Below are 26,034 nucleotides of genomic sequence, written 5' to 3'. Positions count from 1 at the left end.
GTCGATCTTCGTCGGATGAAGTGATACGCGAATTGCCTGTTAGCTGCTGCAGTCTGTTTGGCGCATCGCCGGCGATGCAACCGGGCCGGCGGGCACGACATCTAAAGCGTCGTGCCCGCCGAGAATACGATACCAACGACGAACGGAGGCTTCGCATGTACGAGAAGCTCTTGAACAAGTATGCAATAAACCAGTTGGGTTACGTGGTGGACGATCTCGAAAAAGCGGCGCTGGCGCACTCGAAGCTCTTCGGGTCGGGTCCGTTCGTCCATTTCACGCCGCCCGCGCCCGAGAGGACGCTGTTTCGGGGCGAAGAGGTGAAAAACACGATGGAGGTCGCATACGGCATGTACGGCGATCTGCAGATCGAGCTCATCAAGCCCACGAGCAGCGATCCGACGCCCTACACGGTTCCCGAGCGGAAGGGGTTCAACCACTTCTCCGTCTGGGTCGACGATTTCGACGCCGCCGTCGAGGATTTTGAGGAGGCGGGATTCGAGGTGGCCATGCTCATGGAATCGAGCGGTGGGTTGAAGGTCGCCTATGTCGACTGTCTGGATGTGTGGGGGCACTACGTGGAGATACATAATCCGCAGCCGTATCTGGTCGACATGTGCAAAAAGATCGCCGAAGGTTGGGATGGGACGGATCCGTACCGCGCAATGGGCTCGTGACGGCCCGATACATGAGGGGTAGCTATGGATACTAAGCATGATAAAGGGGGCTCGGGTGAAGCGGTGCGCAATCCGTTCGTCGAGGCTCCTCATTCGAAGAAAATGATGACGATCGTCGGCATCTACATTGCCGTGGTCGGCTCGATCATCCAATCGTCGACGCTATCGACGCTTCTGCCGGTGGCTGTTAGCGAGGTCGGGGGATTGGATTATTATTCGCTCGCGAGCACGCTTTCGGGCATCATAAGCGTCGCGGTCATGCCCCTGTGGGGTTATCTCGGCGCGAAGAACCCGGCAATCAAGCGACCGCTGTTCACCGTTTCGCTGCTCATCGGTGCCGTGGTCCTCTTCGCACGAGCGCTCGCTCCCACCATGATGGCCATCGTCGTACCGTCGATGTTCTACGGTTTCGTCAGTGCGGGCATCTTCGTACTGGGCTATTCGATGATACGCGATATGTTCGAAGCCCAAAAGGCCGGAACGTACCTCGGCATATGCGGAACCATGATGGCTATCGGCATGTTGGCCGGGCCTGTACTCGGCGGATTTATCATGGACGTCGCGAGCTGGCGTTGGGTGTGCCACATGATTTGGCCGTTTATGCTCGCGGGTGGCTTGCTCGTGTTCTTCGGTGCCAAGGCCACGACCGAGGAGGCCGCCGGCATGGCGAGTGCTTCGGGTAAGTTCGACGTATCCGGCGCGATAGCCGTCATCGTATTTCTCGGTGCACTCATAACCGCTCTCTCGCTCGGTACGAGCTTCTTGCCGTTCGGGACGCTCGGAAGCAACGTTTTGCTGATCGTTGCGGCCGCCGCTCTCGTTGCACTCGTGTTCGTCATTCGCAAAAAGCAGGGAAATGCCATCATTCCAGCAACCGCATTGAGGAACCGCAACACCTTGAGCTTCGGCATAGCCAACTTCTTCTGCATGTTTTCCAACATGGCGGTGTTCTTCTTCTTGCCGATGTACGTGATCACGGTCATGGGCCACTCGGCTACCGAGGCGGGTTTAACCACTACGCTGTACTCTGTGGCGGGGCTGTTCTTGAGTCCGCTGTTCGGCAAGATGATCGGCAAGGCGGGCAATGCGCGCGGGGTTCTCTCGTTCGGGTGCATCATGCGCATCATCGTGGCGGCGGCGCTCCTGCTCATCATGGCGCCCGATGCAAACATCTTCGTCATCTACGTCATCATGCTTTTCGCCGGCTGCTACAACAGCGTGCAGAGCTCGGCGTTCTCGGCGGGTCCCCAGATTCAGCTTCCTGCCGACATTCGCGTTCAGGGTAATTCGATCATTCAGGTTGGGCAGAACCTGGGCGGAGCGATCGGGACGGCCATCTATACGGTGATTCTCGGATCGATGGGCGTCGTCGGCGGCATGCCGATCGCCTTGACGGTATCCATCGTCGCTGCGGTATGTGCGCTCGTGTTCGCATTGAGGTTGAGAAAGCTCGAAGAAGAATGAGTCTGTAGGTTTTCGAACAACCGATCAGCGTGTTTTGGCATGCGCCGTCCGGGAGGTCTCGCCGGGCGGCGCATGCTCGGCGCGGCGATCTTCGCTCCTCAGCGCTCTCGCCGTCCGATAATCGTGGCGTTTTTCTAGCCGCAGGCCAAATGCTTGTTTCCCCCGTACGCAAGCGTAGCCGTTTCGGCTACAATACTCCCGAGTAAATTGAAAAGGGAGCCGATGCATGATTTGTCCAAAATGCAGCTTTGAAAACATACCAGGGGCCAAGTTCTGCAGCGAATGCGGGTCGCCGCTTACCGATAGCGGCAAGATCGCCGGTTTGTCCGTCGAGCCCGAAAAGCATGCCGATTCGCCGCGAGGCGACCTCGACACGTCTAAGATACCCGACATCAGAATCCCCGGCGTCAACGCCGACGAGACGGACGCCCCCGTCGGCCAGGGCGTGCTCGATCAATCCGGGGAAGATGGGTTCGACTTCGATCCCATCGACGATGAAGAGGAACCCGAGTACGGCGACTGGGGCCCCTACGCCTACGATCCCGATAGCGATGGCACGACGAAGCGAATCCAGGATACGAGGGGAATCGACGAGTTTCTCGTCGAGCCCGGCTACACGCCGCCCGCGCCCGCGTGGAAAACGGGCGATACGATGGAAATGCCCAAGGTGGAAGGCGGCGCCACGCCTCAGAAAAAGGAATTCAAGGCTCCCGGCGCCGAAAAGAAGAGGGGTGGCAAGGGAAGGTTCGTGATCATCGGGTTGATCGTCGTCTTAGTCGCGTGCGCTGCTGCGGCAGGCATCACGTATTCCATGGAGCTTTGGGGCGGCAAAACGGTGCCCAACGTCGAGGGCATGCAAAAACAGCAGGCCATCGACGAGCTCGAGGCGCTTGGGTTCACGGTCCGGACGACCGAAGTGAAGTCCGACGATGCGGCGGATACGGTTCTTCTCATGGATCCGAACGCAGGCAGCCGCATGGAAGAGGGCACTGAAATCGTTTTGCACCTTGCGGTGAACAGAGCCGTTCCCAGCGTGGTGGGCATGACCCAAGAGGAAGCAGCCGGTGCGTTTGAGGCCGAGGGACTCGAAAACATCGAGTACGTAACGGAAAAGTCGAACGAAGCGGAGGGCACGGTTCTCTCCGTCGATCCCGAAGCGGGAGCCAAGGCCCTGTCGAATCAGAAGATCACCGTGACGGTGGCCGAAGCCTATATCGTGCCCGACGTTGCGGGCATGTCGGAATCCGAGGCGCTCGCCGCCCTCGCCGATGCCGGGTACTCCGGATACTCCACGTACGTATACGCCGAAAACCCCGAGGGAACCGCGATCGGAACCGATCCCGAAGCGGGCAGCAAAATCGCCTCGGGCACCGATGTCGGCGTGATGATCGCCAAGTCGCGGGCGAACGAGGTCATCGCCCTCACGAACGATTACCTCGGCAGCGCGGGAACCGTGACGATCGGAGGAACCACCTACGAGATCGTTTCGGTGGACGGGTCGACAACGTACAAGGGCGATAACACCACGGAAACATCGGTGACCGTGCGGGCTATGACGACGCTCGACGGGGAAACCGTGTACGGATCGTCCAAGCAGCGCACGATCACGATCGTGTGGAGCAGCGAGAACACCGTAGAGAGCGTTTCGTAGCAGTCGATGGCGGCGGGAACCTACAGGGCGCGTGTCATCGTCTTGCGCAAGACGCGCCTTGGCGAGAGCGACCTGATCCTCACCATGCTCTCCGAAGACGGTTCGCAAATCAGAGCGGTGGCGAAAGGCGCCCGAAAGCCATCGAGCCAGTTCGCGTCGCGACTCGAGCTGTACGCGGTCGCCGAAGTGCTCCTTGCATCAGGCAGGAGCCTCGATATCGTGAAGGAAGCGCGTCTCGTGCGGGGTTTCAAGCGCATTCGCAGCAGCATGGAGCGTGCCGCGGGGGCGTCGGGCATGGCCGAGCTGCTCGATCGGGTAACGCAGCTCGGCTTGGAGAACGAGAAGCTGTTCGCTCTCACGGAATCGGCTTTCGAGCATCTTGACGGCGCGGAGATCAAGGCGGTACCGGCTCTCACGGCCGCCCACATTCTCAAGGCAATGGCGTTTTCGGGTTTTCGGCCGAGCCTTGCGACGTGCGTGTGCTGCGGCAAAGACGTGGACCTTGCGCAGGCGGGATCCACGATCTTCGTGTCCTACGCCGAGGGAGGATCTATCTGCGCCGCCTGCGCGCCCTCGAACGAGACGATACGCCTTCAATCCGAGGTATGCGCGTGGGCAAACGTTTTCCTCGTATCGACGTTCGATCGGATAGAGGCGTTCGACGTAGACCTCTCGACGTCGTTTTCGGTGCTCCAATTTTGCCAGAGCTGGGTTCGCGAACACGTCGGAGCCAACCTCAAATCGCTCCAGTTCTTCTTCACCAGCGGCTTGTTCGAATAGCGCGTGCAGCGGCGCTCTCAGGCGTTCTGCGCCAGCCTCAAACCCTTTACGAGCTGATCGACGCATGAGGTCGGTTTACGGCCGCACGTGTTTCCCTCGAAGAGTTCGGCTACCTCGTCGACGGTCATTCCTTCGACCACCTTGGAAATGGCCTTGAGGTTGCCGTTGCAACCTCCTTCGAAATCCACGTGCGAAACGATATCCCCGTCAAGTTCGATGTTGATTGCGCGCGGGCAGACGCCGCGAGGGGTGTAGGTGTACATGATGCTCCTTGGCCGAAATCGTCTTGAACGGCCTCATTATATAAGCGAGTAGCTCCACATGGCGCGGCATTGTCCGAGTACGGTATCGAAACTCCAGGATTTGGCGGTACGCTCGGGGCTGTTGGGGTCGCGGACGACGAGGTTGCTGTTCTGATCGATGTCGGTGATGACGATGAAGTGCCCTGTGGTCGTAAAGTCGCCGGGCCCCATGCTGCAGATGATGGGGCGTCCCGCAACGATCTCCCTGCGAATGCTCTGCTCGTCGGCGGGAACCTCGGTTGCGTTGAGCCCGAGCGCTCGGGCTCCCTCCGTCATGAACAGCCATGCGGTCCCGTCGGGCCCCGCGTAACCGCCGTCCGTTGCCAGCGCCGCCATGGCGGCTGGATCCTTGTCGGTCGCGCCCGTGAGCGCTGCATACACCATTGCCATGCAGGTGGGGCCGCAGCCGCTTTCGGAGAAGCTGTTTTCGGCGTAGCGGACGTTCGCCCAATCGGGATCGGTTTGGTACAGGGCGGGCACGGTGCCCTTCTTCCACTCGGATTTCGGTGTGCTCAACGCCGATCCCGGATCGTTTTTGCCAGCCGCATCGGCAACGGGATGGTTTCCTTGGATGGCCTGCAGGGAGAACCAGCCCGCAAAGCCGACGGCGGCTACGAGCAGCAGGGCGGTGAAGGCCGTTGTTATCGAGCGCGCGGAAGAGCGGTGCGTTTGTTGGGGATAATGCTGGGGAAACGGTTGAGCCGGGCGGATGGGGGCCGCGTTGCGCCCGGCTTGCCGGGCGCGGGCCGACGGGCTTTGGCTTGCGACCGGCTGCGGGCGGGCGCCGGGGGCTTGGGCCCGCCTCGGGCGCGGTGGGGTTTTTCCGTAGGTCCGGTCGATGCGGTCGACAGCGTTTCTCTCATGCGGCCTCTGCTCGCTTCTCCTGGCTTGCATGGTCAACCTCCTTGGCCGGGGTGTGTCTCGTTGCGGGCCCGCCCGGTCACGTTCGCTGCGAACGGGCCCCTATCGAGTATCGCCATCAGGACTCGATTCGTCCTAGAAGAAGCAGTAACCGATTCCTTAAATTTTCCTTAATTGTTGTGTACGCAGCGATTTCGCGACCCCTTGACGGTACAATTGGGCCATGGAGCCACTTCAACACATATGCGTTTGCGATGACGAGGCGGCGATCGCCGATTTGGTCGGCAAGCTGCTCGCCGACGAGGGGTACCGCCCCTCGGTGTGCTATTCGGCCGCCCAGGTTCTCGAGCTGATGGAGCGAGACCGATTCGATCTCGTCATTCTCGACATCATGATGCCCGGTATCGACGGGTTCACCTGCTGTCGGGAGATCAGAAAGAAAAGCCAGGTGCCCGTCATCTTTCTTACGGCGAAAGACGAGGAGATCGACAAGGTGGTCGGTTTCGAGCTCGGCGCCGACGATTACGTCGTCAAGCCGTTCAAGCCGCGCGAGCTCATGGCGCGCGTGAAGGCGCGGTTGCGCAGATCGGCCGTCGAAGTGCCGAAGGCGAGCGCCTCGACGGTTCTCGAGGTCGGCGGAGTGAGCATCGACGAGGAATCGTATACCGCAAGCGTGCTCGGCGAGGAGCTGTCGCTTACCCCGAAGGAGTACGCGATACTGCTGTGCCTTGCGAAGCGCGCGGGTAGACCCGTGGCTTCAAGCGAGCTCTTCGAATCGGTGTGGGGCGAGGCGGCGAGCGTGCAGGGCAACAACACCGTCATGGTCCATATAAGGCACCTGCGAAAGAAGATCGCGCAGGTCGATTCGTCCCAGGAGTACATCGAAACGGTGTGGGGCGTCGGATACAAGCTCGGATAGGGTCTCCCGATGCCGGCGAAATACACCAACGACCAGACCAAGGCCTTGCGCCGCTCGATTCTCTGGAGGACGATTATCAACGCGGTGCTGTTCACCGTGGTGTTCGCCGCCGCGTTCCTCATCGTCGAGCTTCTGAAGCCGTCACTTTCGAACTTCGTGTTCTACAGCCTGCTCGGGGGCATGGATTATACGCTGTACAACGCGTTGTCGACGCTGTACTACCTCGGCGCGGCTCTCGGGTACCTCTTCGGCATCATCCTGATCATCCGAGCGGGGATCAATCGGGCGCTCCGGTACTTCGATGCGCTCTTCGAGGCGGTCGGCGGCATGCTCACGCACGATGATGCCCCGATCGATCTTCCGTCCGAGCTTTCGACGACGGCGCTTGCCCTCAACAACATACAGGCGGAACGGGAGCGCAGCGAGCGGGCGGCGAAAGCGGCAGAGCAGCGCAAGAACGAACTGGTGGTCTATCTCGCCCACGACATAAAAACTCCTTTGACCTCCATCGTCGGATACCTGACGCTGCTCGCCGAATCGCCCGACATGCCCATCGAGACCCGGGCGCGCTACGCGAGCATCACGCTGGAAAAAGCCTATCGACTCGAAGAGCTCATAGAGGAATTCTTCGAGATCACGCGCTACAACCTGCAGACCATTCCGATCGAGCGAAGCCGCTTCGACGTGACCTTGTTCTGCCAGCAGGTGATCGACGAGTTCTACCCCCAGGCTGCGGCCCGCTCGCTTTCGATCGAGCTGGACGCCCCCGAGGAGCTTCCCACCTTCGCCGACGCGAACCGTCTGTCCCGCGTGTTCAACAACGTGCTGAAAAACGCGCTCGCCTACGCCGACGAGGGAAGCACGGTCGACGTGCACGTGGGGGAGAGCGTGATCGGGACGACGAACTGGCTCAAGATCATGGTCGTCAACAGGGGCCGGGAGATTACGCCCGAACATCTCGATCGCATATTCGAGAAGTTCTACCGCGGCGACGATGCGCGCACGACTTCATCGGGCGGTGCGGGGCTCGGGCTGGCCATCGCGCGGGAAATAGCGCGGGCGCATGGCGGCGACATCACCGCAGCGAGCGAAAACGGCATGACGAGTTTCGCCATCTGGATTCCGCAGGCGGGCTTCTAGGCGGCGCTGTCGGTTTTTCGCGTGGTGCAACTTCTGGTACGCCCGAAGCGCCTTGCCCTGCTATACTGAAACAATGATCAAAACAATAACATATAGGGCTGCGCGGAGAACCGCGTTGCCCTGGCTCTTTTTTGTTTGTGCGCTCCTTTTTGTTACGTTGGCGACGGCATCGGCTGCGTGCGGGATCGCCTTCGGAGACGAGGAGGACCGGGGTGCCGTGCAGCAAGGTGCGGCTGCGTCAGGGGAGCAGAGGGTCGTTCGCGTGGGGTTCCCGCAGCAGGAGGGCCTTTCTGAAATCCTCGCAGACGGAACGTACACGGGTTACACTTACGAGTACCTCGAACAGGTCTCGCAGTACACGGGGTGGCGCTACGAGTACGTGACGGTCGAAGGCAGTCTTGACGAGCAGCTCGGAGAGATGCTCGACATGCTCGAAGCGGGCGAGATCGACATGCTCGGCGCCATGTCGTACAGCGATGCGCTCGCCGAGATCTACGACTTTTCGGTCAAACCGTACGGCAACGGCCATACGGCGCTCTTTGCCGATAACGAGAACGCCATGATAACCGATACGAACATCTACCGGCTCGACCACCTGCGCGTTGCGACTAACGGGCCCGCTCCCGTAGCCACGGCGGAGCTCAAGGCGTTTTGCGCTATGAACAATATCGAGCTTGAGATCGTCGAATGCGACGGCCAGGAGAGCGCCGCGGAAGCGGTTTCGAGGGGGGAAGCGGATGTCGTGCTCGGCGTCGACCTCTCGCCGATCGAAGGCATGCATATCGTGACCACGTTCAAGCCGAAACCGTTCTACTTCGGGATAGCGAAGGGCAACGGCGATATCGCCGCCCAATTGAACGAGGCGATCGCGAGCCTCGAGAACGCCGACCCTCAGCTCCAAAGCGAGCTGTACGCAAAGTACATCGGGGGCAACGAGAATACGAGCGGCCTTTCAGCGGACATGGTTTCCTACCTTGAGCAAAAAGGCACGGTTCGGGTCGGGTACGTGCCGGGAGCGGCCCCGATTCAGGACACCGACGATGCCACAGGGGAGATGCGCGGTGCGAGCAGGGGGGTGCTCGACTACGTTTCCGAGTACACGGGGCTGTGCATCGAAACCATTGAGATTCCCGACGATATGGCTCCGGGCGATGCCATCGCAGCATACGACCTCGATATGGTTGCGGGCGTTCCCCATGACTTCGAGTACGCTCGCAATGAGAGCTTTCAGCTCGGTACGCCCTATCTCAAATCCCTTTCATGGCAAATCGTCAACTCGTCGGTCGATACGAGCGATCTGAGCGGTAAGCGCTTGGCGGTCACGAGGGATCGCGCGAGCGTCTACGATGAAGCGGACAACGTGGTCGTCTTCGATACGATGAAGGAATGCATCGACGCCATCGACGAGGGGAAGGCCGATTACACCAATACCGACGGGTACACGGCTCCCTATTACATGGCATCGCGGGAGTACCGCAACATCGCCGCGATTCTCGACGCGAGCATTTCGAACAGCGTATGCTTTGCGTTCCCGATATCTTCCGATCCTACGCTCTTGAAGATCGTAAACAAGGCGATAGAAAACATGCCGACCGGGGTCGTGAACACGAGCTTGTACGGCGAGGTCTCGCAAACCCAGAAGCTCACGCTCGAGCAGTTCGTTAAGGATTATGCGGTCGAAATCGTTCTCGTCGCTTTGCTGGTTGCGATGGTGATCATCGTGCTCGCCGTGCTGTACGCACGTGCCCGAGCCAGGGCGATGCGCATTGTCGAGGCGGAGAAGGACCGGCTCGAGATGCGTGTCGAACAGGATGATCTGACGGGTCTTTTGGCGGTCGGAACCTTTCGAGACAAGGCGCGCGCTCTTATCGAGGAGGGATGTGCGGGCGCCTTCTTCGTCATCGACATCGACGATTTCAAGCGCGTCAACGACACGAGGGGGCATCTCGAGGGCGATGCGGCGCTTATGGCCTTCGCGGAAGCGCTGCGCAAGACGTTTCGTAACGTCGACATCGTGGGCCGTCTCGGCGGCGACGAGTTCGCCGCCTGCGTAAGAGGCCCCCTTTCCGATGAGAGCGTCGAACTTCTGTGCGGTAGGCTTCTGGCGCACGTCAACGAGGCCGCAGGAGCGCTTGGCTACGAGCTCGGGGTGAGCATAGGCGTTGCGTTGATTCGCGGAAAGGAACGCTACGCCGATCTCTACGATCGCGCCGACAAGGCGATGTATCGGGCGAAGCGCAACGGCAAACACGGATTCGCCATCGGGTAGCCACCTTGTGTTCAGCCTGTGGACGTGCGCGTTCGCCCCAAACGCATTCTTGCCCCATCAGCGGAAAACCGATACACTATGCAGGTTGCCAAACGGCAGCCCGACTTCGCACTTGGTTTGCATGCCCACCTGCTTGCCTTCCCAGCGCGAAGCGAACGATTACCAGGAAAGGTGAAACATGGCTAACAAAGACAGTATCTCCAAGGAGCGTACCGCGGAACTCATCAAGGAATTCGGCAAGGACGAAAAGGATTCCGGCTCCGCCGAGGTTCAGGTCGCGATTCTCTCCGAGCGCATCCGCAACTTGACCGAGCACTTGAAAGAGCATAAGAAGGATCATCACACCCGCCGCGGTCTGATGATGCTCATCGGTAAGCGCCGCAGCCTCCTCAAGTACATCAAGAATCGCGATATCGAGGAATACCGTACTCTGATCAAGAAGCTCGGCATCCGCGACAACATCTAGTAAGCATGAGCCCGCACAAGCGGGCTTTTGTATATCGGGGCCCTGCAGAATGCGGGGTGCCGGATCGGTCGGAGGCGCAAGGGCGACTCTGCTCGAGGCAGCGGGAAACATAAGTACCCGCACAGCCGAAGAAGCTTTCGCGCAATAGGGCGCGGGGGGCAAAAGAGAAAGAAAGAACAAGCACTATGGAAAAAATTGTCGAATCCTTCGAACTGTACGGCAAGTCGTACCGACTCGAAACCGGCGAGCTCGCCAAGCAGGCTACCGGTGCCGTGCTGGTCACCCAGGGCGATACCACCGTTTTGGTCACCGCTGTGGTGGGCAAGGAAAAGCCCGATTACGACTTCTTCCCGCTGACGGTCGACTTCATCGAGAAGATGTACGCCGTCGGCCGCATTCCCGGCGGCTATCTCAAGCGCGAGGCCCGTCCTTCCGACAAGGGCACGCTGACCGCGCGCATGATCGACCGTCCCATCCGCCCCGGATTCCCCGACGGGTACAAGTACGAAGTCCACGTCGTGGCCACGACGCTTGTCGTTGACAGCGTCAACCCGCCCGATTGCATCTGCGTTGCCGGCGCGTCCGCGGCGCTCATGGTCGGTGGCGCACCGTTCGACGGCCCTGCGGCTTGCGTGCGCATCGCCCGCGATATAGAAACGGGCGAGTTCATCGTGAACCCGACGTTCGAGGAGCAGGAGCATTCCGATCTCGAGCTCACCATTGCCGGCACGGCCGATTACATCTCCATGGTCGAAGCCGGCGCCGACGAGATATCCGAAGAGGATATGCTTGCGGCCATGACGTTCGGTCAGGAGGCCATCGCAGCGTTCTGCGAGAAGCAGGCTGCGTTCATCGCCAAGGCGAACCCCGAGCCCATGTCCTACAACGTGCATGAGGCAGATCCCTCTATCGCGGCGCGCATCGAGCCGTTCCTCGATCAGATGTCGGCGGCGCTCAAAGATGCCGACAAGCATGCCCGCATGGACAAAGTCGCCGAGCTCAAGGCTTCCATCAAGGAGAACGAATTCTCCGAAGAGGAGTGCGCTGCCTGGGGAAGCGACATCGCCGCCGAGCTCAAGAAGCTCGAGAAGCACGCGATGCGCGCCATGGTCATCGAGACGGGCGAGCGCGCCGACGGTCGCACACCCGAAGAGATCCGCCCGCTGCACATCGTTCCCGGCTACCTGCCCCGCGTTCACGGCTCCGGCCTGTTCCAGCGCGGTCAGACCCAGGCGCTCTCCATCTGCACGCTCGGCATGCTCAACGAATGGCAGCGTCTCGATACGATCGATCCTGCTGAGGGCAAGCGCTACATGCATCAGTACAATTTCCCGCCGTACTCCACCGGCGAGACCGGCCGCATGGGCGCCCCGAAGCGCCGCGAAATCGGCCACGGAGCGCTTGCGGAGCGCGCGCTCATTCCGGTGCTTCCGGACGAAGACGAGTTCCCCTACGCCATCCGTGTGGTTTCTGAGGTGCTCGAGTCCAACGGCTCCTCTTCGATGGCTTCTACCTGCGGCTCGACGCTTGCCCTGATGGATGCGGGCGTGCCGATCAAGCGCCCGGTTTCGGGCATCGCCATGGGCCTCATCAAGGAAGGCGACGACGTTGTCATCCTTTCCGACATCCAGGGCATCGAGGACTTCCTCGGCGACATGGACTTCAAGGTGTGCGGCACTGAGATCGGCATCACGTCGCTTCAGATGGATAACAAGGCGAAGGGCCTCTCGGTCGATATCCTCGCCCGTGCGCTCGCTCAAGCCAAGGACGGCCGTGCCTTCATCCTGTCGGCCATGCTCGACGAGATCGCAGAGCCGCGCGAAGAGCTGCGCGACACCGCGCCGCGCATCGAGACCATCCATATCCCGGTCGACAAGATCCGCGATATCATCGGCACCGGCGGCAAGGTCATCCGCGGCATTCAGGACGAGACCGGCGCAACGATCGAGGTTCAGGAAGACGGCACCGTGCATATCGCCGCCGTCGAGGGTCCTGCAGGCGAAGCCGCTAAGGCCATCATCCTCGGTATCGTGAAAGAGCCCGAGGTGGGCGAGGTTTACGACGGCGAAGTCGTCGGCATCAAAGACTTCGGCGCATTCGTGAAGCTGACGCCCGGCAAAGACGGCCTGCTTCACATTTCGCGTATGGCCAACGGACGCGTCGCCAAGGTCGAGGACGTGCTGGCTCTTGGCGATATCGTGAAGGTCGAGGTCATCGAAGTGGGCGACAACGGCAAGATCTCGCTCGATCGCGTCGATAAGCCCGATGCCCCCGCATCTTCCGGCAACAGCGACAAGGGCGACAACCGTCCGGGTCGCGGCGATCGCAAGGAGCGCAGCGACCGCGGTAACGGCGGGAGCTCCGGTAAGAGCGAAGGCGGCAACAACGGCCGCACGCCGCGCCGCCGCCACTAGCGGATACGTCACCGCTGAAGCGTTAGAACCAACGGGCGGGCCCCGCATCGACCGCGATGCGGGGCCCGCCATGCTTCGACCGCGGGTTGTAGGGCTTGCATTCGCATATCGATGGGATGCCCTTCTCGGCTTGTTGCGGCGCAGCCGTGCGGGTGGCCGTTGCGGGTGGATGGCGAGAGGCGCGTGCAAGCGGGGCTTTTCCGGAAAACACCCGAGGAGCCCCGAGGCAGCAGGATGCCGCTTCGAAGCTCCCGCTGCGAAAACGGTCCTCGCAAAAACATGCAAGGTCCTGGTGGGCGGCGTCTCGGTTTACCTTGCCGGTTTCCGAAGGGACGAAGGCGGGGCAAGCGGGCTGTGATACCATTGCGGTAAACGAGAGATAGGGAGTTTCCGATGATTCGAGTTGCGGTTTCCGGCTGTGCCGGACGAATGGGAAAAACCGTTGTCGACGCGGTGGGCGCCGCCGACGATATGGATGTGGTATGCGGTATCGACCCCCATGGGGCCGACGCTCCGTTTCCCGTGTACGCTTCGGTTGCCGAAGCGGTCGACCGAGCCGAGTTCGACGTGCTCGTCGATTTCACGCAGCCCGATGTGGTGGCGGGCAACTTGGCCGTCTGCCTACCCGCGGGCATCGATTGCGTAGTGGGTACGACCGGGCTTTCGAACGACACTCTCGAGCAGCTGTCTGCCACTGCAGAAAACGGGGCGTGCCTGTTCTACGCGCCGAACTTCACGACGGGCGCCGTGCTTATGATGCAGTTCGCCAAGGCTGCGGCCCCCTATTTCCCCGAAGCCGAAGTCATCGAGTTCCACCATGCGAAAAAGAAGGATGCGCCGAGCGGTACGGCTGTGCGTACGGCGCAGATCATCGCCGAAGCGCGCGCGTTCGAAAGCTCGGCTCCTGGGGCGGAGACCGAGATCGAGGGATGCGAGGGCGCCCGTGGTGCGCTCGTCGACGGCGTGCCGGTGCATTCGGTGCGATCGATGGGGTACGTAGCCAGCCAGGAGGTCGTATTCGGCTCGATGGGCCAATCGCTCGCGATTCGACACGATTCATGGGATCGCACCTCGTACATGCCCGGCGTTCTTCTCGGTATCCGCAGCGTAGGGGAGCAGCAGGGACTCATTGTAGGTTTGGAGAACTTCATGGCCTAGAGCGTACATCCGTGGCATAATGTACGGTCATGACAACACTGAAACCGAGAAACGCAGTATCGAAGGAGAGCAGCATGGCAGCAAAAGCCGAGCCCCGATTCGGGCGCATGATACCCGCGATGGTCACCCCGTTCGACGAAAACCGCGAACTCGACCTCGATAAGGCACAGGCTTTGGCTAACCGTCTCGTCGACGGCGGAAGCGATTCGCTCATCGTCAACGGCACTACCGGCGAGAGCCCTACGGTGTTCTATCCCCAGAAGATCGAACTGTTCCGCGCTATCGTATCGGCAGTGGGAGACCGCGTGCCCGTACTTGCGAACGTCGGCGATAACTGCACGGCCGATACGGTCGATTTCGCCCGAGAGGTCGAAGCGCTTGGCGTCGACGGCCTTATGCTTGTGGTTCCGTACTACAACAAGCCTCCGCAAGAAGGCCTGTACCAGCATTTCAGGACCATTGCCGAAGCGGTCGACCTTCCAGTCATCCTCTACAACATCCCGGGACGCTGCGTTGTCAACATGGAGGCCGATACCACGTTACGGCTCGCTCACGATGTCGAGAACATCGTTGCCGTGAAGGAAGCTTCGGGTAACATGGAGCAGATCAAGAGGATCATCGAAGAATCGCCCGATACCTTCCAGGTGTACTCGGGAGACGACGAGGCGACCCTCTCAATCATGAAAATGGGAGGTGCCGGTGTCATTTCGACGATCGGCAACGTTGCTCCCGCACGTATGAAGGAATTGGTTGAGCTTGCCGCCGCCGGAGATTACGATGGCGCGCAGGCAGCTCATAATGCGTTGCAACCGCTGATGAAAGAGCTTTTTGCCACATCGAACCCGATCCTCGTGAAAGAGGCGCTTAAGCTTTCCGGGTTCCCCGTTGGGGGCGTAAGGCTCCCCTTGGTGGATGCAACGCCGGAGCAGTCCGAGCATCTCGCGCAGGTTATGCGGGAAGTCGGAGTGCTGTAAGCGCTAAGACAAAGGAATAGTATGGAACAGAAGAATACTCGCGATACTCGCGAGAATGATCAAGCGCGTAAAGAAAAGAATACGCGCTCGTACAAGCATGTCCAGCTGGAGCGAAAGAGGCCCCAGCTCACCAAGGGCGACGAAGCGCAGAACCAGCCCGCTGCAAAGCGGGGTGCAGCCACGCAGAGCCGCAGCACGAGAAACCGCAACCAGCAAAGCGACAAGCGCTCCTCGGAAGCGCCGAAGAAGGATTCGAAGGCGACGCTTAAGATCATCCCGCTCGGCGGCCTTGATGCCATCGGCAAGAACATGACGGCCTTCGAATGCAAGGGCGACATGATCCTCGACGACGCGGGGTTGATGTTTCCCGACGACGATCATCCGGGCATCGACCTCATCCTGCCCGATTACACCTATGTGCTCGAGAACGCCGACAAGCTGCGCGGCATCATCATCACGCACGGGCACGAGGATCATACGGGGACGCTGCCCTACCTGCTCAAAGACCTCGATAGGCAGGTTCCCATCTATGCGACGAAGCTTACGCTCGGCCTCATCGAGGGCAAGCTGGCGGAGCATAAGATCAAGAACGCGAAGCTCGTCGAGATAAAGCCGGGCGATCAGATCAAGCTCGGATGCTTTACGGCCGAGTTCTTCGCGGTCAACCACTCGATTCCCGGTGCGGTCGGCGTGTTCTTTCAGAGTCCTGCGGGAAACGTGCTTCACACGGGTGACTTCAAGCTCGATCAGACGCCCATCGACGGGGTGCATACCGACTTCGGGGCGCTCTCGAAGTTCAGCAGGATCGGCGTCGATCTCATGATGTCGGACTCGACGAACGCCCAGAACCCCAACTTCACGCCCTCTGAGGCCGAAGTCGGAAAGAATCTTTCGAAGATCATCTCGCAGGCCAAAGGCCGCGTCATCATCGCTTCGTTCGCGAGCCACATTCACCGTATGCAGCAGATCTGCGATGCGGCTATCGCGAACGGGCGCAAGGTGGTCGTCACCGGCCGAAGCATGATCCAGAACACCGATATCGCCCGCAGGCTCGGATACTTGAAGGTGAGCGACAGCGATATCATCGATGCCTACGATCTTAAGGGAATACCCGCCGACCAGGTGGTCATCATGTGCACGGGATCGCAGGGGGAGCCCCTTTCGGCGCTCGCGCGCATCGCCAACGGCGAGCACCGCACTATCAGTATCGAAGAGGGCGACACCGTCATCATCTCGGCCACGCCGGTGCCCGGCAACGAAAAGGCCGTCACGCGGGTGATCAATTCGCTCGCGAAGATCGGCGCCGATGTGTACGATAAGAAACGCGCCATGGTGCATGTATCGGGCCACGCGGGTGCCGAGGAGCTCAAGCTCGTACTCTCGATCGTGCAACCGCGCTCGTTCATGCCCGTGCACGGCGAAGCCACCCACCTGAGGGCCCACGCGAAGCTCGCCGAGGCGACGGGTGTGCCGAGCGAGAACATCTTCATCTGCGAAAACGGCGAAAGCCTCGAACTCACCTCGAGGGGCGTGCGCCGGGGTGAAACCGTGCAGAGCGGCATCGTGTTCGTGGACGGCCTCTCGGTCGGCGACACCTCGCAAAGCGTGCTCGACGAGCGCAACGCGCTTGGAGCGCAAGGGTTCGCAACCGTTGCAGCAGCCGTGTCGAAGAAGCGCAAGGACGTGGCGAGCGAGGTGCGCGTCGAGATGCACGGGATTACGGGAGGCGATGACGAATACCTCCAAGAGGATGCCGCCCAAACCGTGAGAAACGCGCTCAAGCGGGCGCTTGCGAAGGAAACCCAGACCCGTGAACTCGAAAAGGCGTGCAAGAGCGCCCTGCTTTCGGTACTGTGGGAGCGGACGAAGCAGCGCCCGATGGTGATCGTGAGCATCCTCGACGTGCCGTAAGGGTAAGATAGGAAACACACCCGTGACGATTCGTCGCTGAACGGAGAAAAAAGCCCGCGCAAGCGGGCTTTTCGTCTATAATGGGCGAAGTTTGACAATCGCAGCATAAACACAGTATATAAAGGAGCTCTGACGTGGCTCGCCAGACAAACTCAGCAGCCAAGCAAAAGCAGTCCCAGGGCAAGGGCGCGAAGGCAGCCTCACCCAAGGAAAAACAGGCCCAGAAAAGCAAAGGCGCCCGTGCGGCAAAGGTGGAGGAGGCCCCGCGCCTCTTCGACGAGCGCACGCAGCGCGATATCGTCGGCGTCGTGTTCGCCGTCGTCGCCATCGTGCTGTTCGTTGCCGCCGTCATGCCCTCCGATGCGGTGGTGACCGCGTTTCTCTCGACGGTGCTTCACCTCACGCTCGGCGTAGGCGCGTACCTCTTGCCGTTCTTTCTGCTCGTTATCGGGGCGAGCTTCCTCATTCGGTTCGAGCGCCAGCAGGTGCCGGTTCGCGTCGCGGTCGGCCTCGTCATGATCTTCGTGGCCGTGCTGGCCCTCCTCTCCCTCTTTACGCCGGGCGCGCAAACCGATGCGATGCTCCTGTTCGACGAGGGCGCGCTTGCGGCGCGCGGCGGCTATATCGGAGCCGGAATCGCATGGGCGGGCCTCACGCTGTTCGGCCAGACCGTTGCGGCCATCATTCTCGGAGGCATCATCGTCGCGGGTCTTGTCGTCATCGGGTTTTCCATCTCGAGCCTCATAGAGAAGGTGCGTTCGCTGCGCGAGCACGACGATCTCGATGAAACGACCGCGCTCGACGCGCCGCCGTTCGAGCCCCGGATCAAGCGCCAGCGCGATTCCGTCAAGGAGGAGGCCGCTCCCGCCGCCGTCGCCAACGCGTACACTTCGAAGATCGAACGTCGGCCGAAGCGGGCGACCTCGTCGCTCAACACCCAGGTGCTCGCGGGCGCGGTGCCGGTGTTCGACGAGCCCGAAGCCCACGAGCAGCCGATGACGCGCAAGCTCGGGAAGAAGAGCGCCGAGAAGGAGAAGACGGCGGAGGCGCCGAAGACGCAAACCCTTCCCAAGGCCGCATCCAAGAGCTCGACGCCGCTTGCCGCACCCCAGCCTCTCGAGGGATTCTCTCTTCCGCCGATGGATCTGCTCGCCCGTTCGTCGGGCAAGGGGTCGGGCGCAAGCGAAGCGGACCTGCGCGAAACAGCCGCATGCCTGCAGGAGACGCTCGAAGACTTCAACATCCTCGCCGAAGTGGTCGGCTGGGTTGCCGGACCCACGGTTACGCTTTTCAAGGTCGATCTTCCGGCGGGCGTGCGCGTAAGCCGCGTTACCGCTCTCGAGGACGACATCGCCCTCGCGCTCGCCGCTCCGGGCGTGCGCATATTCGCGCCGATTCCCGGGACGAACTACGTGGGCATCGAGGTGCCGAACAGCAAGCGCGAGAGCGTGCTTCTGGGCGACGTACTGCGCGATGCGACCGAGGGCCCGTTGCAGATAGCCATCGGCAAGGACGTCGAGGGCGCTTCGATCGTGTCGGATCTCGCGAAGATGCCGCACCTGCTCATCGGCGGCACGACCGGTTCGGGCAAGTCGGTTTCCATCAACGCGATGATCATGTCGATCCTCATGAGGGCGACCCCCTCCGAGGTCCGCTTCATCATGATCGACCCCAAGCGGGTCGAGTTCACGCCCTACAACGGCATTCCCCATCTGTACGTGCCGGTGGTCACCGAGGCGAAAGAGGCGGCGAGCGCGCTGTCGTGGGGCGTTGCCGAGATGGAGCGCAGGCTCAAGATCTTCTCGAAGGTCGGCGCGCGCAACATCGGGCAGTACAACGCGAAGGTGCAGCGAGGGGATGTGGGCGACGAGGAGGCGAAGGAGCTTCCCTACATCGTCATCATCATCGACGAGCTTGCCGACCTTATGATGAACGTCGGCAAGGAAGTCGAGTTCTCCATCGCCCGCATCGCTCAGCTCGCCCGTGCGGCCGGCATCCATCTGATCGTTGCAACGCAGCGCCCCTCCACGAACGTGGTAACCGGCCTCATCAAGGCGAACATCACCAACCGCATCGCATTTAACGTCGCATCGGGCATCGATTCGCGCGTCGTGCTCGATACGCCGGGCGCCGAGAACCTTATTGGTCTCGGCGATCTGCTGTTCTCGAAGCCCGAGTACGCAAAGCCCCAGCGCATCCAGGGCTGTTACGTTTCGGAAGACGAGATCGGCGCCGTCGTCGATATGCTCAAGGCGCAGGGGGAGCCCGAATACCACTCGGAGATCCTCACGACGAACCTCATCACGCTCGGCGCCTCGGCTCCCGACGGCTCGGGGGGCAGCGGATCGAGCGACGATCCGCTCATCTGGGAGGCGGCCGACATTGTGGTGTCGAGCGGCCTCGGATCGACCTCGAACATTCAGAGGCGCCTCAAAGTTGGCTATTCTCGAGCTGGGCGTATAATGGATATGCTTGAAGAAAAGGGCGTCGTGGGACCTCCGAACGGCAGCAAGCCGCGCGAGGTGCTCGTCGATGCCATGGAACTCGAAACGCTGAAGGCGTTCGAAGCCCAGGACGAAGCCGGCGAACCATCGTTTGCGGAGGAGTGACGACGTGGACCAGGTAAGTTTTGGAACGGTTTTGCAAGACGCCCGCATGCGCAAGGGCTACGATTTAGCGACGGCTGCCCGCCGTTTGCGCATACGCCCCGATATCCTGCAAGCCATCGAGGCTGCCGATTTCTCGCGTATGCCCCCGCGCGGGTACGCTCGCAATATGGTGAACGCATACGCCCGTTACCTCGGCCTCAATCCGACCGAGGTAACCCGCATGTACCTCGACGAAGCGTATGCCTATCAGGTGGGCCGAGCGCGCTCGGGCGCCCGTCAAACCGGGTTCGATATGTCGGCAGCGAGCGGACGGGGGAGGGCTCGGCGCGATTACGACGAACCGGAAACGTCGGCTCTCGGGCGCAAGCTCTACGTTGACGATCCGCATGGGGACAGACGTCGTACCGAAGCGGCGCGCGGAGCGGGGCGAGGCGAGGAGCAGACGCACCGCTCGAGCAGAAGCGCGTTGCCGAACACCCAGTACACGAATTTCTACTCGGGGCCGAAGGCGCCTTCGGTTGCCAGCTCGAAACTGCCGTTCATCATCGCAGGAGCGGTTATCCTCATCCTGCTCGTAATCGTGCTCGTGCTGGTGTTCGGGCAGGGTAATTCCAACGACGCCGATGCACCCAAGATGCCCGTCAGCGGATTGACCGATCCCGAGGATTCGGGTGCGACCGATTCGGGAGCGGACTCGGGCGGAGACGTCCAACAGCCGACGCCCACCAAGGTTGCGCCGGCGAGCACGGTGTTCAAGTACGAGATCGGGTCGGGAGCGAGTCCCTACGTGGAGATCATCCAAGATGACGTAACCATCGTTGCCGACGATATATCCGGGCCGGCTGACAAGGAATACGAAGTAACGGGCAAGCTGAGGTTCAAGACGACGAACCCCGATGCGGTCAAGGTGTACCAAGACGGAGAAGAGCTCGAGCTGACCTCGCCCTACAATGACGGCGTGTACGAGGTCACCGTCGATTTCGCCGCCGTGCTGCAAAAGTGGCAGGAGGAGAACGGCACCGCAGGCTCCGCCGGAACCGCTGGTTCGGACGGGACTGCCGAGGGTGCGAACGCGAACAGCGGGGGAGACGCGGGAGGCTCTTCGTCGGAATAGGCCTTCGAGCATGCAACCTGCAAGCCCGTTTGGGGCGAAACAGGGATGTTTTCCGAGTATCTGGGCGAGCGGGAGCGAAAATGCCCCCGCTCGCCTATAATAAAGCGGTACATTGAGAGGCTCGGCTTGCGCCGGGCCTTATGCGCGATGCACGCACGTTCGATCGTATGCGGCAACGCATCCATAGAGCACGAGCTGAAAGGAACGACATGGCAAAGGAATCAAGCTTCGATGTTGTATCGAGCGTCGACATGCAGGAGATCGACAACGCGTTCGGCCAGGCGAAGAAGGAACTGACACAGCGTTACGACCTCAAGGATTCGGGTGCCGAAATATCGCTCGACAAGCAAGGCAAGACGATAACGGTGGCCGCCCCGAGCGATTTCGTCGCCAAGCAGGTTATCGACGTCATCGGATCGAAGCTCATCAAGCGGGGCATCGATCTTGCGGCAGTCAAATGGGGCGCCGTGCAGGCGGCCGCCGGGCAGAGCGTCCGTCAAACGGCATCGATCGTCGAGGGCATCGACCGCGATACCGCATCGACCATCAACAAGGATATCAAGGCAGGGAAGTTCAAGGTCAAAGTGCAGATCGAAGGAGATAAGCTACGGGTGAGCTCCGCGTCCCGCGATGCGCTTCAGGAGGTCATCGCCTTCCTGAAGGAAAAGGATTACGGCCAACCGCTCCAATACGTCAACTACCGATAGCCGGCGAACGCTATGGTTCTGCGAAGCGATACGCCGAGCGTGGCTTTTGTAACGCTCGGGTGCGCGAAAAACGAGGTCGATAGCGATCGCATGGCGCGGCGTGCCGAGGCTGCGGGTTTCGCGTTGGCCGACGACCCGCGGGAAGCCGATGCCATCGTCGTCAACACCTGCTCGTTTATCGAGGCGGCAACCGAGGAAAGCCTGGAGGCGATATTCGACCTTGCGGGCATCGAGCGGCCCGCAGGCGGGGTCGTACCGCTCATCGTTGCCGGATGCATGCCGGCGCGCTACGGAGACGAGTTGGAAGCGGAGCTGCCCGAGGCGGCGGCGTTCGTCCCTTGCAGCAAGGAAGACGACATAGCGGAGCTATTGGCCGAGGCGCTCGAAGTCGATCTGGCATCGATGCGGTGTGGGTCCGCGTCTGCCGGTCGAGCCGCATCGACTGCGGCCGTATCGGCCTACGTGAAGATATCCGATGGGTGCGACCGCTTCTGCTCGTACTGCACGATACCTTTCATCAGGGGGCGGTATAGAAGCTTTCCCTACGAGGAGATCGAAGCGGAAGTCGATCGCCTCGTATCCTCGGGTACGAGGGAGATCGTTCTCATCGCCCAGGATACCGGCCGATGGGGAGATGATCTCGCTGAACCGTCTACGCTCGCGGAGCTGCTCGCGCGCCTTGCCGGACGGTTTTCGAATACGTGGTTCCGAGTCATGTACATTCAGCCCGAAGGCATCAGCGATGCGCTGATCGAGACGGTGGCAACCCACGACAACATCTGCAGTTATCTCGATATCCCCCTGCAGCACGTAAAGCCCGCTATACTGCGCGCCATGAACCGCACCGGCTCCCGCGAGGAGTTCGAGTCGCTTGTCGGGCGCATCAGAAAGAGGATTCCCGATGCGACGCTGCGCACGACGCTCATCGCGGGTTTTCCCGGTGAAACCGAGGAGGATTTCGACGATCTGTGCGAATTCGTCGAATCGGTCGATCTCGATTATGTAGGCGTGTTCGCGTATTCCCGCGAGGACGGCACGAGGGCGGCGGACATGCCCGACCAGATCGACGAGGACACGAAGCTCGAGCGCGCCCAAGCGCTCCGCGATATCGCCGATGCCGCATGCACAGCGCGCGTTGCCGAGCGCATCGGGGAGAGCATGGAAGTGCTTGTGCTCGGGTGCGAGGAAGACGGCCAGCTTTTCGGACGGGCGAAGTGCCAGGCTCCCGACGTGGACGGCGTGGTGTATCTCGGGGAAGGCGTGCCCGGCCAGATCGTGTCGGTGACGATCGCCGACACCCTGCTGTACGAAATGGAGGCAGAGTAGCTGATGGCAGCTCCCAATCCCACCCATGAAAAGCTCTGGACCCCGGCGAACATCGTAACGTTGCTCCGCATCTGCGGCGTACCGCTGTTCGTCATCGCGATCATCAGCCCTTGGCCCGCATGGCTGCCCGTATGGGCCGATGCGGAGGTATGGAAATCGTGGATCGCGGCCGGTATCTTCATTCTGCTCGCTGCGACGGACGGCCTCGACGGCTATCTTGCGCGCAGCAGGGGCGAGGTGACGAATCTCGGCAAGTTCATGGATCCGCTCGCCGACAAGATACTCGTTGCCGCGGCCCTGCTCGCGCTCATCGAGCTCGGCGTGCTCCCCTCATGGGTGGCCCTCGTCATCCTGTGCCGCGAATTCATCGTTTCGGGCATTCGCATGGTGGCCGCCAGCCAGGGTGTCGTGATCGCGGCGAGCTGGTACGGAAAAGCGAAAACGGTTACGCAGATCATTGCGATCGTCCTGTTCATCATCAAGGATTCGACGCCCGTTACGACGTTTTCCGAAGTGCTCAGCAACCATCTCTACCTCATATCGTGGGCGGTCATGTTCGTCGCCCTCGTGCTTACGATCATCTCCATGCTCGATTACTTCGTCAAGGCGCGCGAGATCCTCGGGTTCACGAAATCGGCCCGTAGGGCCCGCAAGCAAGCCGAACGCGAAAGCGCCGCCTCGGGCGAACCGGGCGGCTGTTCCGGAAGCGAATCGCTGACGGCCGGGCAGATGGCGTCCATCGAGCCCGCCGCCCTCGAAACACTTGCGGCAGAGGTTCTTGACGCCGCGAAGGCTGCGGGCCTTACCGTAGGTACGGCGGAAAGCTGCACCGGCGGCCTTATCGCCGCGACGCTCACGGCGATACCGGGAAGCTCCGAGAGCGTTGCGGGCGGAATCGTAAGCTATTCGAACGAGGTGAAACAAGCGGAGCTGGGCGTAAAGCGCGAAACGCTCGACCTTGTGGGCGCGGTGAGCTCCCAAACCGCCGAGCAGATGGCCGTCGGCGCGCGCGCGAAGCTCGGCGTCGATATAGCCGTGTCGGTTACCGGCATCGCGGGACCTGGCGGAGCGGCTCCGGGAAAGCCGGTGGGCACCGTGTGGATCGGCCTTGCGAACGCGGGCATCACGGTCTCGAAGCTCTGCCGTTTTCCCGGCGATCGCGAGCAGGTCAGAATGCTGACAGTGAGAGCGGCCCTCGAGTTTCTGCGCGACGGAATCGAGGGGCTCGAGGAGGCGGGCGCGTCATAGAGCGGCTTTCGAATCCCATGCGCGTATGAACCGGCTGCGTTACCCGTAAGGTTTTGCAGCCTTTGCGGTAAGGGTGCCGCGGCGAGGGGATCTCGATTCCGCAAGAGCGACGTGCCATAATCGGATTTACCGTGGGATTCGAAACAAGTTCTTGACTAACAAACATCTGTTCGTATAATAAAACAGTCCCTATGCAACATAGATGCGCTACGGCAAGGAGAGGTACATGAACCAGGACAAAGCCAAGATGCTTAAGCTAACGACCGATCAGATCGAAGGCAAATTCGGTCAGGGGTCGATCATGAAGCTTGGCGAAGACGGCAAACATCTCACCATCGGCGTCATTCCTACCGGAGCGTTGCCCCTCGATGCTGCGCTTGGCATAGGCGGCGTTCCCCGAGGTCGCATCGTCGAGGTGTACGGACCGGAAGCCTCGGGCAAAACCACCCTCGCTCTTCAAATACTCGCCGAAGCCCAGGCGCTCGGCGGCGTAGTGGCCTTCATCGATGCGGAGCACGCGCTCGACCCCGTCTACGCCGCCCGTCTCGGCGTCGATATCGACGAAGTGCTCATCTCGCAGCCCGATACGGGCGAGCAGGGCCTCGAGATCTGCGATATGCTCGTACGCAGCGGAGCCATCGACTGCATCGTCGTCGACTCGGTAGCCGCCCTTGTTCCCCGTGCGGAAATCGAGGGCGAGATCGGCGACACTTCGGTCGGTCTGCAGGCGCGGCTTATGTCCCAGGCGTTGCGAAAGCTTGCAGGTTCTCTGTCGAAATCGAATACGACCTGCATATTCATCAACCAGTTACGCGAGAAGATAGGCGTGATGTTCGGCAACCCCGAAACCACTACGGGCGGGCGCGCACTCAAGTTCTTTTCGAGCGTCCGCATCGACATCCGTCGCATCGATTCCATAAAGAAGGACGGCGAAGTGGTCGGCAACCGCGTGCGTGCCAAAGTCGTCAAAAACAAAGTGGCACCGCCGTTTCGACAGGCCGAGTTCGATCTTATGTACGGTGAGGGCATCTCGCGCGAGGGGTGCATCGTCGATATGGGCGTCGAGGCGGGCGTCGTGAAGAAGAGCGGTGCGTGGTACACCTACGGCGAGGAGCGTCTCGGCCAAGGCAGGGAAGCGGCGAAACTCACTATGAGGGAGAACCCCGATCTGCGTGACGAGATCGAAGTCAAAGTACGCGAGTTCTTCGAGATCCCTGTCATTACCGCTTCCGAAGAGTCGGAGACGGAAGCAGCGCCTAAACCGTCGTCCAAGAAGTAACTGCACCTTGCTTCATGCCCTACATCGACGAACAGTTCATCGAGGATTTGAAGCGGCGGCTCGGGGAGACCGAGCCGCCGTCTTGCCGAGCGGATCGGAGCGGGAAGCGGGCCGATCCGGCCACGCGCGCCGCTCGGCCGCAGGAGACGCTCGGCGACGAGGCGTTCGACGCTTACAAGAAGATACAGCGGCTTGTCAGCGTAAGCGAGCGCTCGACGAAAGGGTTGCGGGAGCGCCTTGACCGAGACGGCTTTTCACCCGAGTCGATCGAGGAGGCGCTTGGGCGCGCGGTTTCCTACGGCATCGTTGACGATCGCCGTTACGCTGAGGCTTACGTACGCTCGAAGCTCAGGGCGGGCAAGGGAAGGCGTGGCATCGAATCGGAGTTGCGCGATCTCGGCATCGACCCCGACGAAATCGACGAATGGACCGAATCGGAAAGCGAGGACGAGGTGGCGCGCGCCCTCGAGCTTCTCAACAGGAAGCCTCCCACCGCAAAGAACAAGCGCGATGCGGCGTATCGCAGGCTCGTATCGAAGGGGTATAGCGCTTCTGCTGCTCAGAGCGCCGCTCGCATATGGAGCGAATCGTTATAATTTCCAAAAAGCCTTTATCAAAATCGCAGAAACCTTTATCATGGTATGCAGCTTGAGCGTTTGCGTACCCGATAGGGTGCTGACTATAGAGACAATCCAATATCTGTACTCTACTGTGCGCGTATGCTCATGCCAGGTGTTCTGCCCGGCATTTTTTATGCCGAAAAAAATG

The 26,034-nt window shown here is 60.9% G+C and carries 21 protein-coding genes; 19 read left to right on the top strand and 2 right to left on the bottom strand.

The genetic code is table 11. From position 1 onward, the window contains the following. Positions 1 to 155 precede the first annotated feature (155 nt). The 4 genes from MWL89_RS08595 (at position 156) to recO (ending at position 4,569) form a co-directional block, all read left to right on the top strand. The gene (locus MWL89_RS08595; protein ID WP_244385726.1) at positions 156 to 674 is read left to right on the top strand and encodes a VOC family protein; all 519 of its coding nucleotides are present in this window, start codon (positions 156 to 158) and stop codon (positions 672 to 674) included. A gap of 24 nt (positions 675 to 698) precedes the next feature. Next, entirely contained in the window at positions 699 to 2,138 is a 1,440-nt protein-coding gene (locus tag MWL89_RS08590) for an MFS transporter (RefSeq protein WP_244385725.1), read from the top strand. A gap of 226 nt (positions 2,139 to 2,364) precedes the next feature. Further along, complete coding sequence (locus tag MWL89_RS08585; RefSeq protein ID WP_244385724.1) at positions 2,365 to 3,789, top strand: PASTA domain-containing protein; 1,425 nt, start codon at positions 2,365 to 2,367, stop codon at positions 3,787 to 3,789. A gap of 6 nt (positions 3,790 to 3,795) precedes the next feature. Further along, positions 3,796 to 4,569 carry a DNA repair protein RecO gene (gene recO / locus MWL89_RS08580; RefSeq protein ID WP_102378068.1) on the top strand — a complete coding sequence of 258 codons (774 nt, stop codon included), beginning with the start codon at positions 3,796 to 3,798 and terminating at the stop codon, positions 4,567 to 4,569. A gap of 17 nt (positions 4,570 to 4,586) precedes the next feature. On the opposite strand, the gene MWL89_RS08575 is transcribed toward recO, so the two are convergent. Next, entirely contained in the window at positions 4,587 to 4,832 is a 246-nt protein-coding gene (locus tag MWL89_RS08575; RefSeq protein ID WP_102378069.1) for a TIGR03905 family TSCPD domain-containing protein, read from the bottom strand. Between the two features lie 36 nt (positions 4,833 to 4,868). After that, positions 4,869 to 5,765 carry a C39 family peptidase gene (locus MWL89_RS08570; RefSeq protein WP_244385723.1) on the bottom strand — a complete coding sequence of 299 codons (897 nt, stop codon included), beginning with the start codon at positions 5,763 to 5,765 and terminating at the stop codon, positions 4,869 to 4,871. A 190-nt stretch (positions 5,766 to 5,955) separates the two neighbouring features. Between MWL89_RS08570 and MWL89_RS08565 the strand changes: the two genes are divergently transcribed. The 15 genes from MWL89_RS08565 to MWL89_RS08495 all read left to right on the top strand — a co-directional run bounded on the left by MWL89_RS08565 (position 5,956) and on the right by MWL89_RS08495 (position 25,862). Next, positions 5,956 to 6,651: a response regulator transcription factor gene (locus MWL89_RS08565; RefSeq protein WP_102378072.1), complete on the top strand. Its 696-nt coding sequence runs from the start codon at positions 5,956 to 5,958 to the stop codon at positions 6,649 to 6,651. 9 nt (positions 6,652 to 6,660) lie between these two features. Beyond that, positions 6,661 to 7,791: a sensor histidine kinase gene (locus MWL89_RS08560; protein ID WP_102378073.1), complete on the top strand. Its 1,131-nt coding sequence runs from the start codon at positions 6,661 to 6,663 to the stop codon at positions 7,789 to 7,791. Between the two features lie 217 nt (positions 7,792 to 8,008). Next, complete coding sequence (locus tag MWL89_RS08555) at positions 8,009 to 10,060, top strand: transporter substrate-binding domain-containing diguanylate cyclase (RefSeq protein ID WP_244385722.1); 2,052 nt, start codon at positions 8,009 to 8,011, stop codon at positions 10,058 to 10,060. 178 nt (positions 10,061 to 10,238) lie between these two features. Beyond that, entirely contained in the window at positions 10,239 to 10,526 is a 288-nt protein-coding gene (gene rpsO, locus MWL89_RS08550; RefSeq protein WP_102378075.1) for a 30S ribosomal protein S15, read from the top strand. A 185-nt stretch (positions 10,527 to 10,711) separates the two neighbouring features. After that, positions 10,712 to 12,940, top strand: a complete 2,229-nt coding sequence (locus tag MWL89_RS08545; RefSeq protein WP_102378076.1) for a polyribonucleotide nucleotidyltransferase — start codon at positions 10,712 to 10,714, stop codon at positions 12,938 to 12,940. A 393-nt stretch (positions 12,941 to 13,333) separates the two neighbouring features. After that, positions 13,334 to 14,098 carry a 4-hydroxy-tetrahydrodipicolinate reductase gene (dapB, locus tag MWL89_RS08540; protein ID WP_244385721.1) on the top strand — a complete coding sequence of 255 codons (765 nt, stop codon included), beginning with the start codon at positions 13,334 to 13,336 and terminating at the stop codon, positions 14,096 to 14,098. Between the two features lie 74 nt (positions 14,099 to 14,172). Beyond that, positions 14,173 to 15,072 carry a 4-hydroxy-tetrahydrodipicolinate synthase gene (gene dapA, locus MWL89_RS08535; RefSeq protein WP_244385720.1) on the top strand — a complete coding sequence of 300 codons (900 nt, stop codon included), beginning with the start codon at positions 14,173 to 14,175 and terminating at the stop codon, positions 15,070 to 15,072. A gap of 21 nt (positions 15,073 to 15,093) precedes the next feature. Then, positions 15,094 to 16,983, top strand: a complete 1,890-nt coding sequence (locus MWL89_RS08530; protein WP_102378080.1) for a ribonuclease J — start codon at positions 15,094 to 15,096, stop codon at positions 16,981 to 16,983. 134 nt (positions 16,984 to 17,117) lie between these two features. Further along, positions 17,118 to 19,592 (top strand): DNA translocase FtsK, encoded by a 2,475-nt coding sequence (locus tag MWL89_RS08525; RefSeq protein ID WP_244385719.1) that lies wholly within the window; start codon positions 17,118 to 17,120, stop codon positions 19,590 to 19,592. A 4-nt stretch (positions 19,593 to 19,596) separates the two neighbouring features. Continuing rightward, positions 19,597 to 20,706, top strand: coding sequence for a helix-turn-helix domain-containing protein (locus tag MWL89_RS08520; RefSeq protein WP_244385718.1), 1,110 nt, complete (start codon positions 19,597 to 19,599; stop codon positions 20,704 to 20,706). A 209-nt stretch (positions 20,707 to 20,915) separates the two neighbouring features. Beyond that, the gene (locus MWL89_RS08515; protein WP_102378082.1) at positions 20,916 to 21,413 is read left to right on the top strand and encodes a YajQ family cyclic di-GMP-binding protein; all 498 of its coding nucleotides are present in this window, start codon (positions 20,916 to 20,918) and stop codon (positions 21,411 to 21,413) included. Positions 21,414 to 21,452: 39 nt separating this feature from the next. Beyond that, positions 21,453 to 22,739 (top strand): 30S ribosomal protein S12 methylthiotransferase RimO, encoded by a 1,287-nt coding sequence (gene rimO, locus MWL89_RS08510; RefSeq protein ID WP_425226266.1) that lies wholly within the window; start codon positions 21,453 to 21,455, stop codon positions 22,737 to 22,739. 3 nt (positions 22,740 to 22,742) lie between these two features. Beyond that, positions 22,743 to 23,987, top strand: coding sequence for a CDP-diacylglycerol--glycerol-3-phosphate 3-phosphatidyltransferase (gene pgsA / locus MWL89_RS08505; RefSeq protein WP_244385716.1), 1,245 nt, complete (start codon positions 22,743 to 22,745; stop codon positions 23,985 to 23,987). 226 nt (positions 23,988 to 24,213) lie between these two features. Continuing rightward, the gene (gene recA, locus MWL89_RS08500; RefSeq protein ID WP_102379516.1) at positions 24,214 to 25,266 is read left to right on the top strand and encodes a recombinase RecA; all 1,053 of its coding nucleotides are present in this window, start codon (positions 24,214 to 24,216) and stop codon (positions 25,264 to 25,266) included. Positions 25,267 to 25,280: 14 nt separating this feature from the next. After that, on the top strand, positions 25,281 to 25,862 hold the full coding sequence (locus tag MWL89_RS08495; RefSeq protein WP_102378085.1) for a regulatory protein RecX: 582 nt from the start codon (positions 25,281 to 25,283) through the stop codon (positions 25,860 to 25,862). The last annotated feature ends 172 nt before the right edge of the window (positions 25,863 to 26,034 follow it).

It is taken from the genome of Raoultibacter timonensis (assembly GCF_022845715.1).
Taxonomy (GTDB): Bacteria; Actinomycetota; Coriobacteriia; order Coriobacteriales; family Eggerthellaceae; genus Raoultibacter; species Raoultibacter timonensis.
The sequence above is the reverse complement of the archived record's forward strand: the minus strand, read 5'-3'. Positions and strand labels throughout refer to the sequence as shown.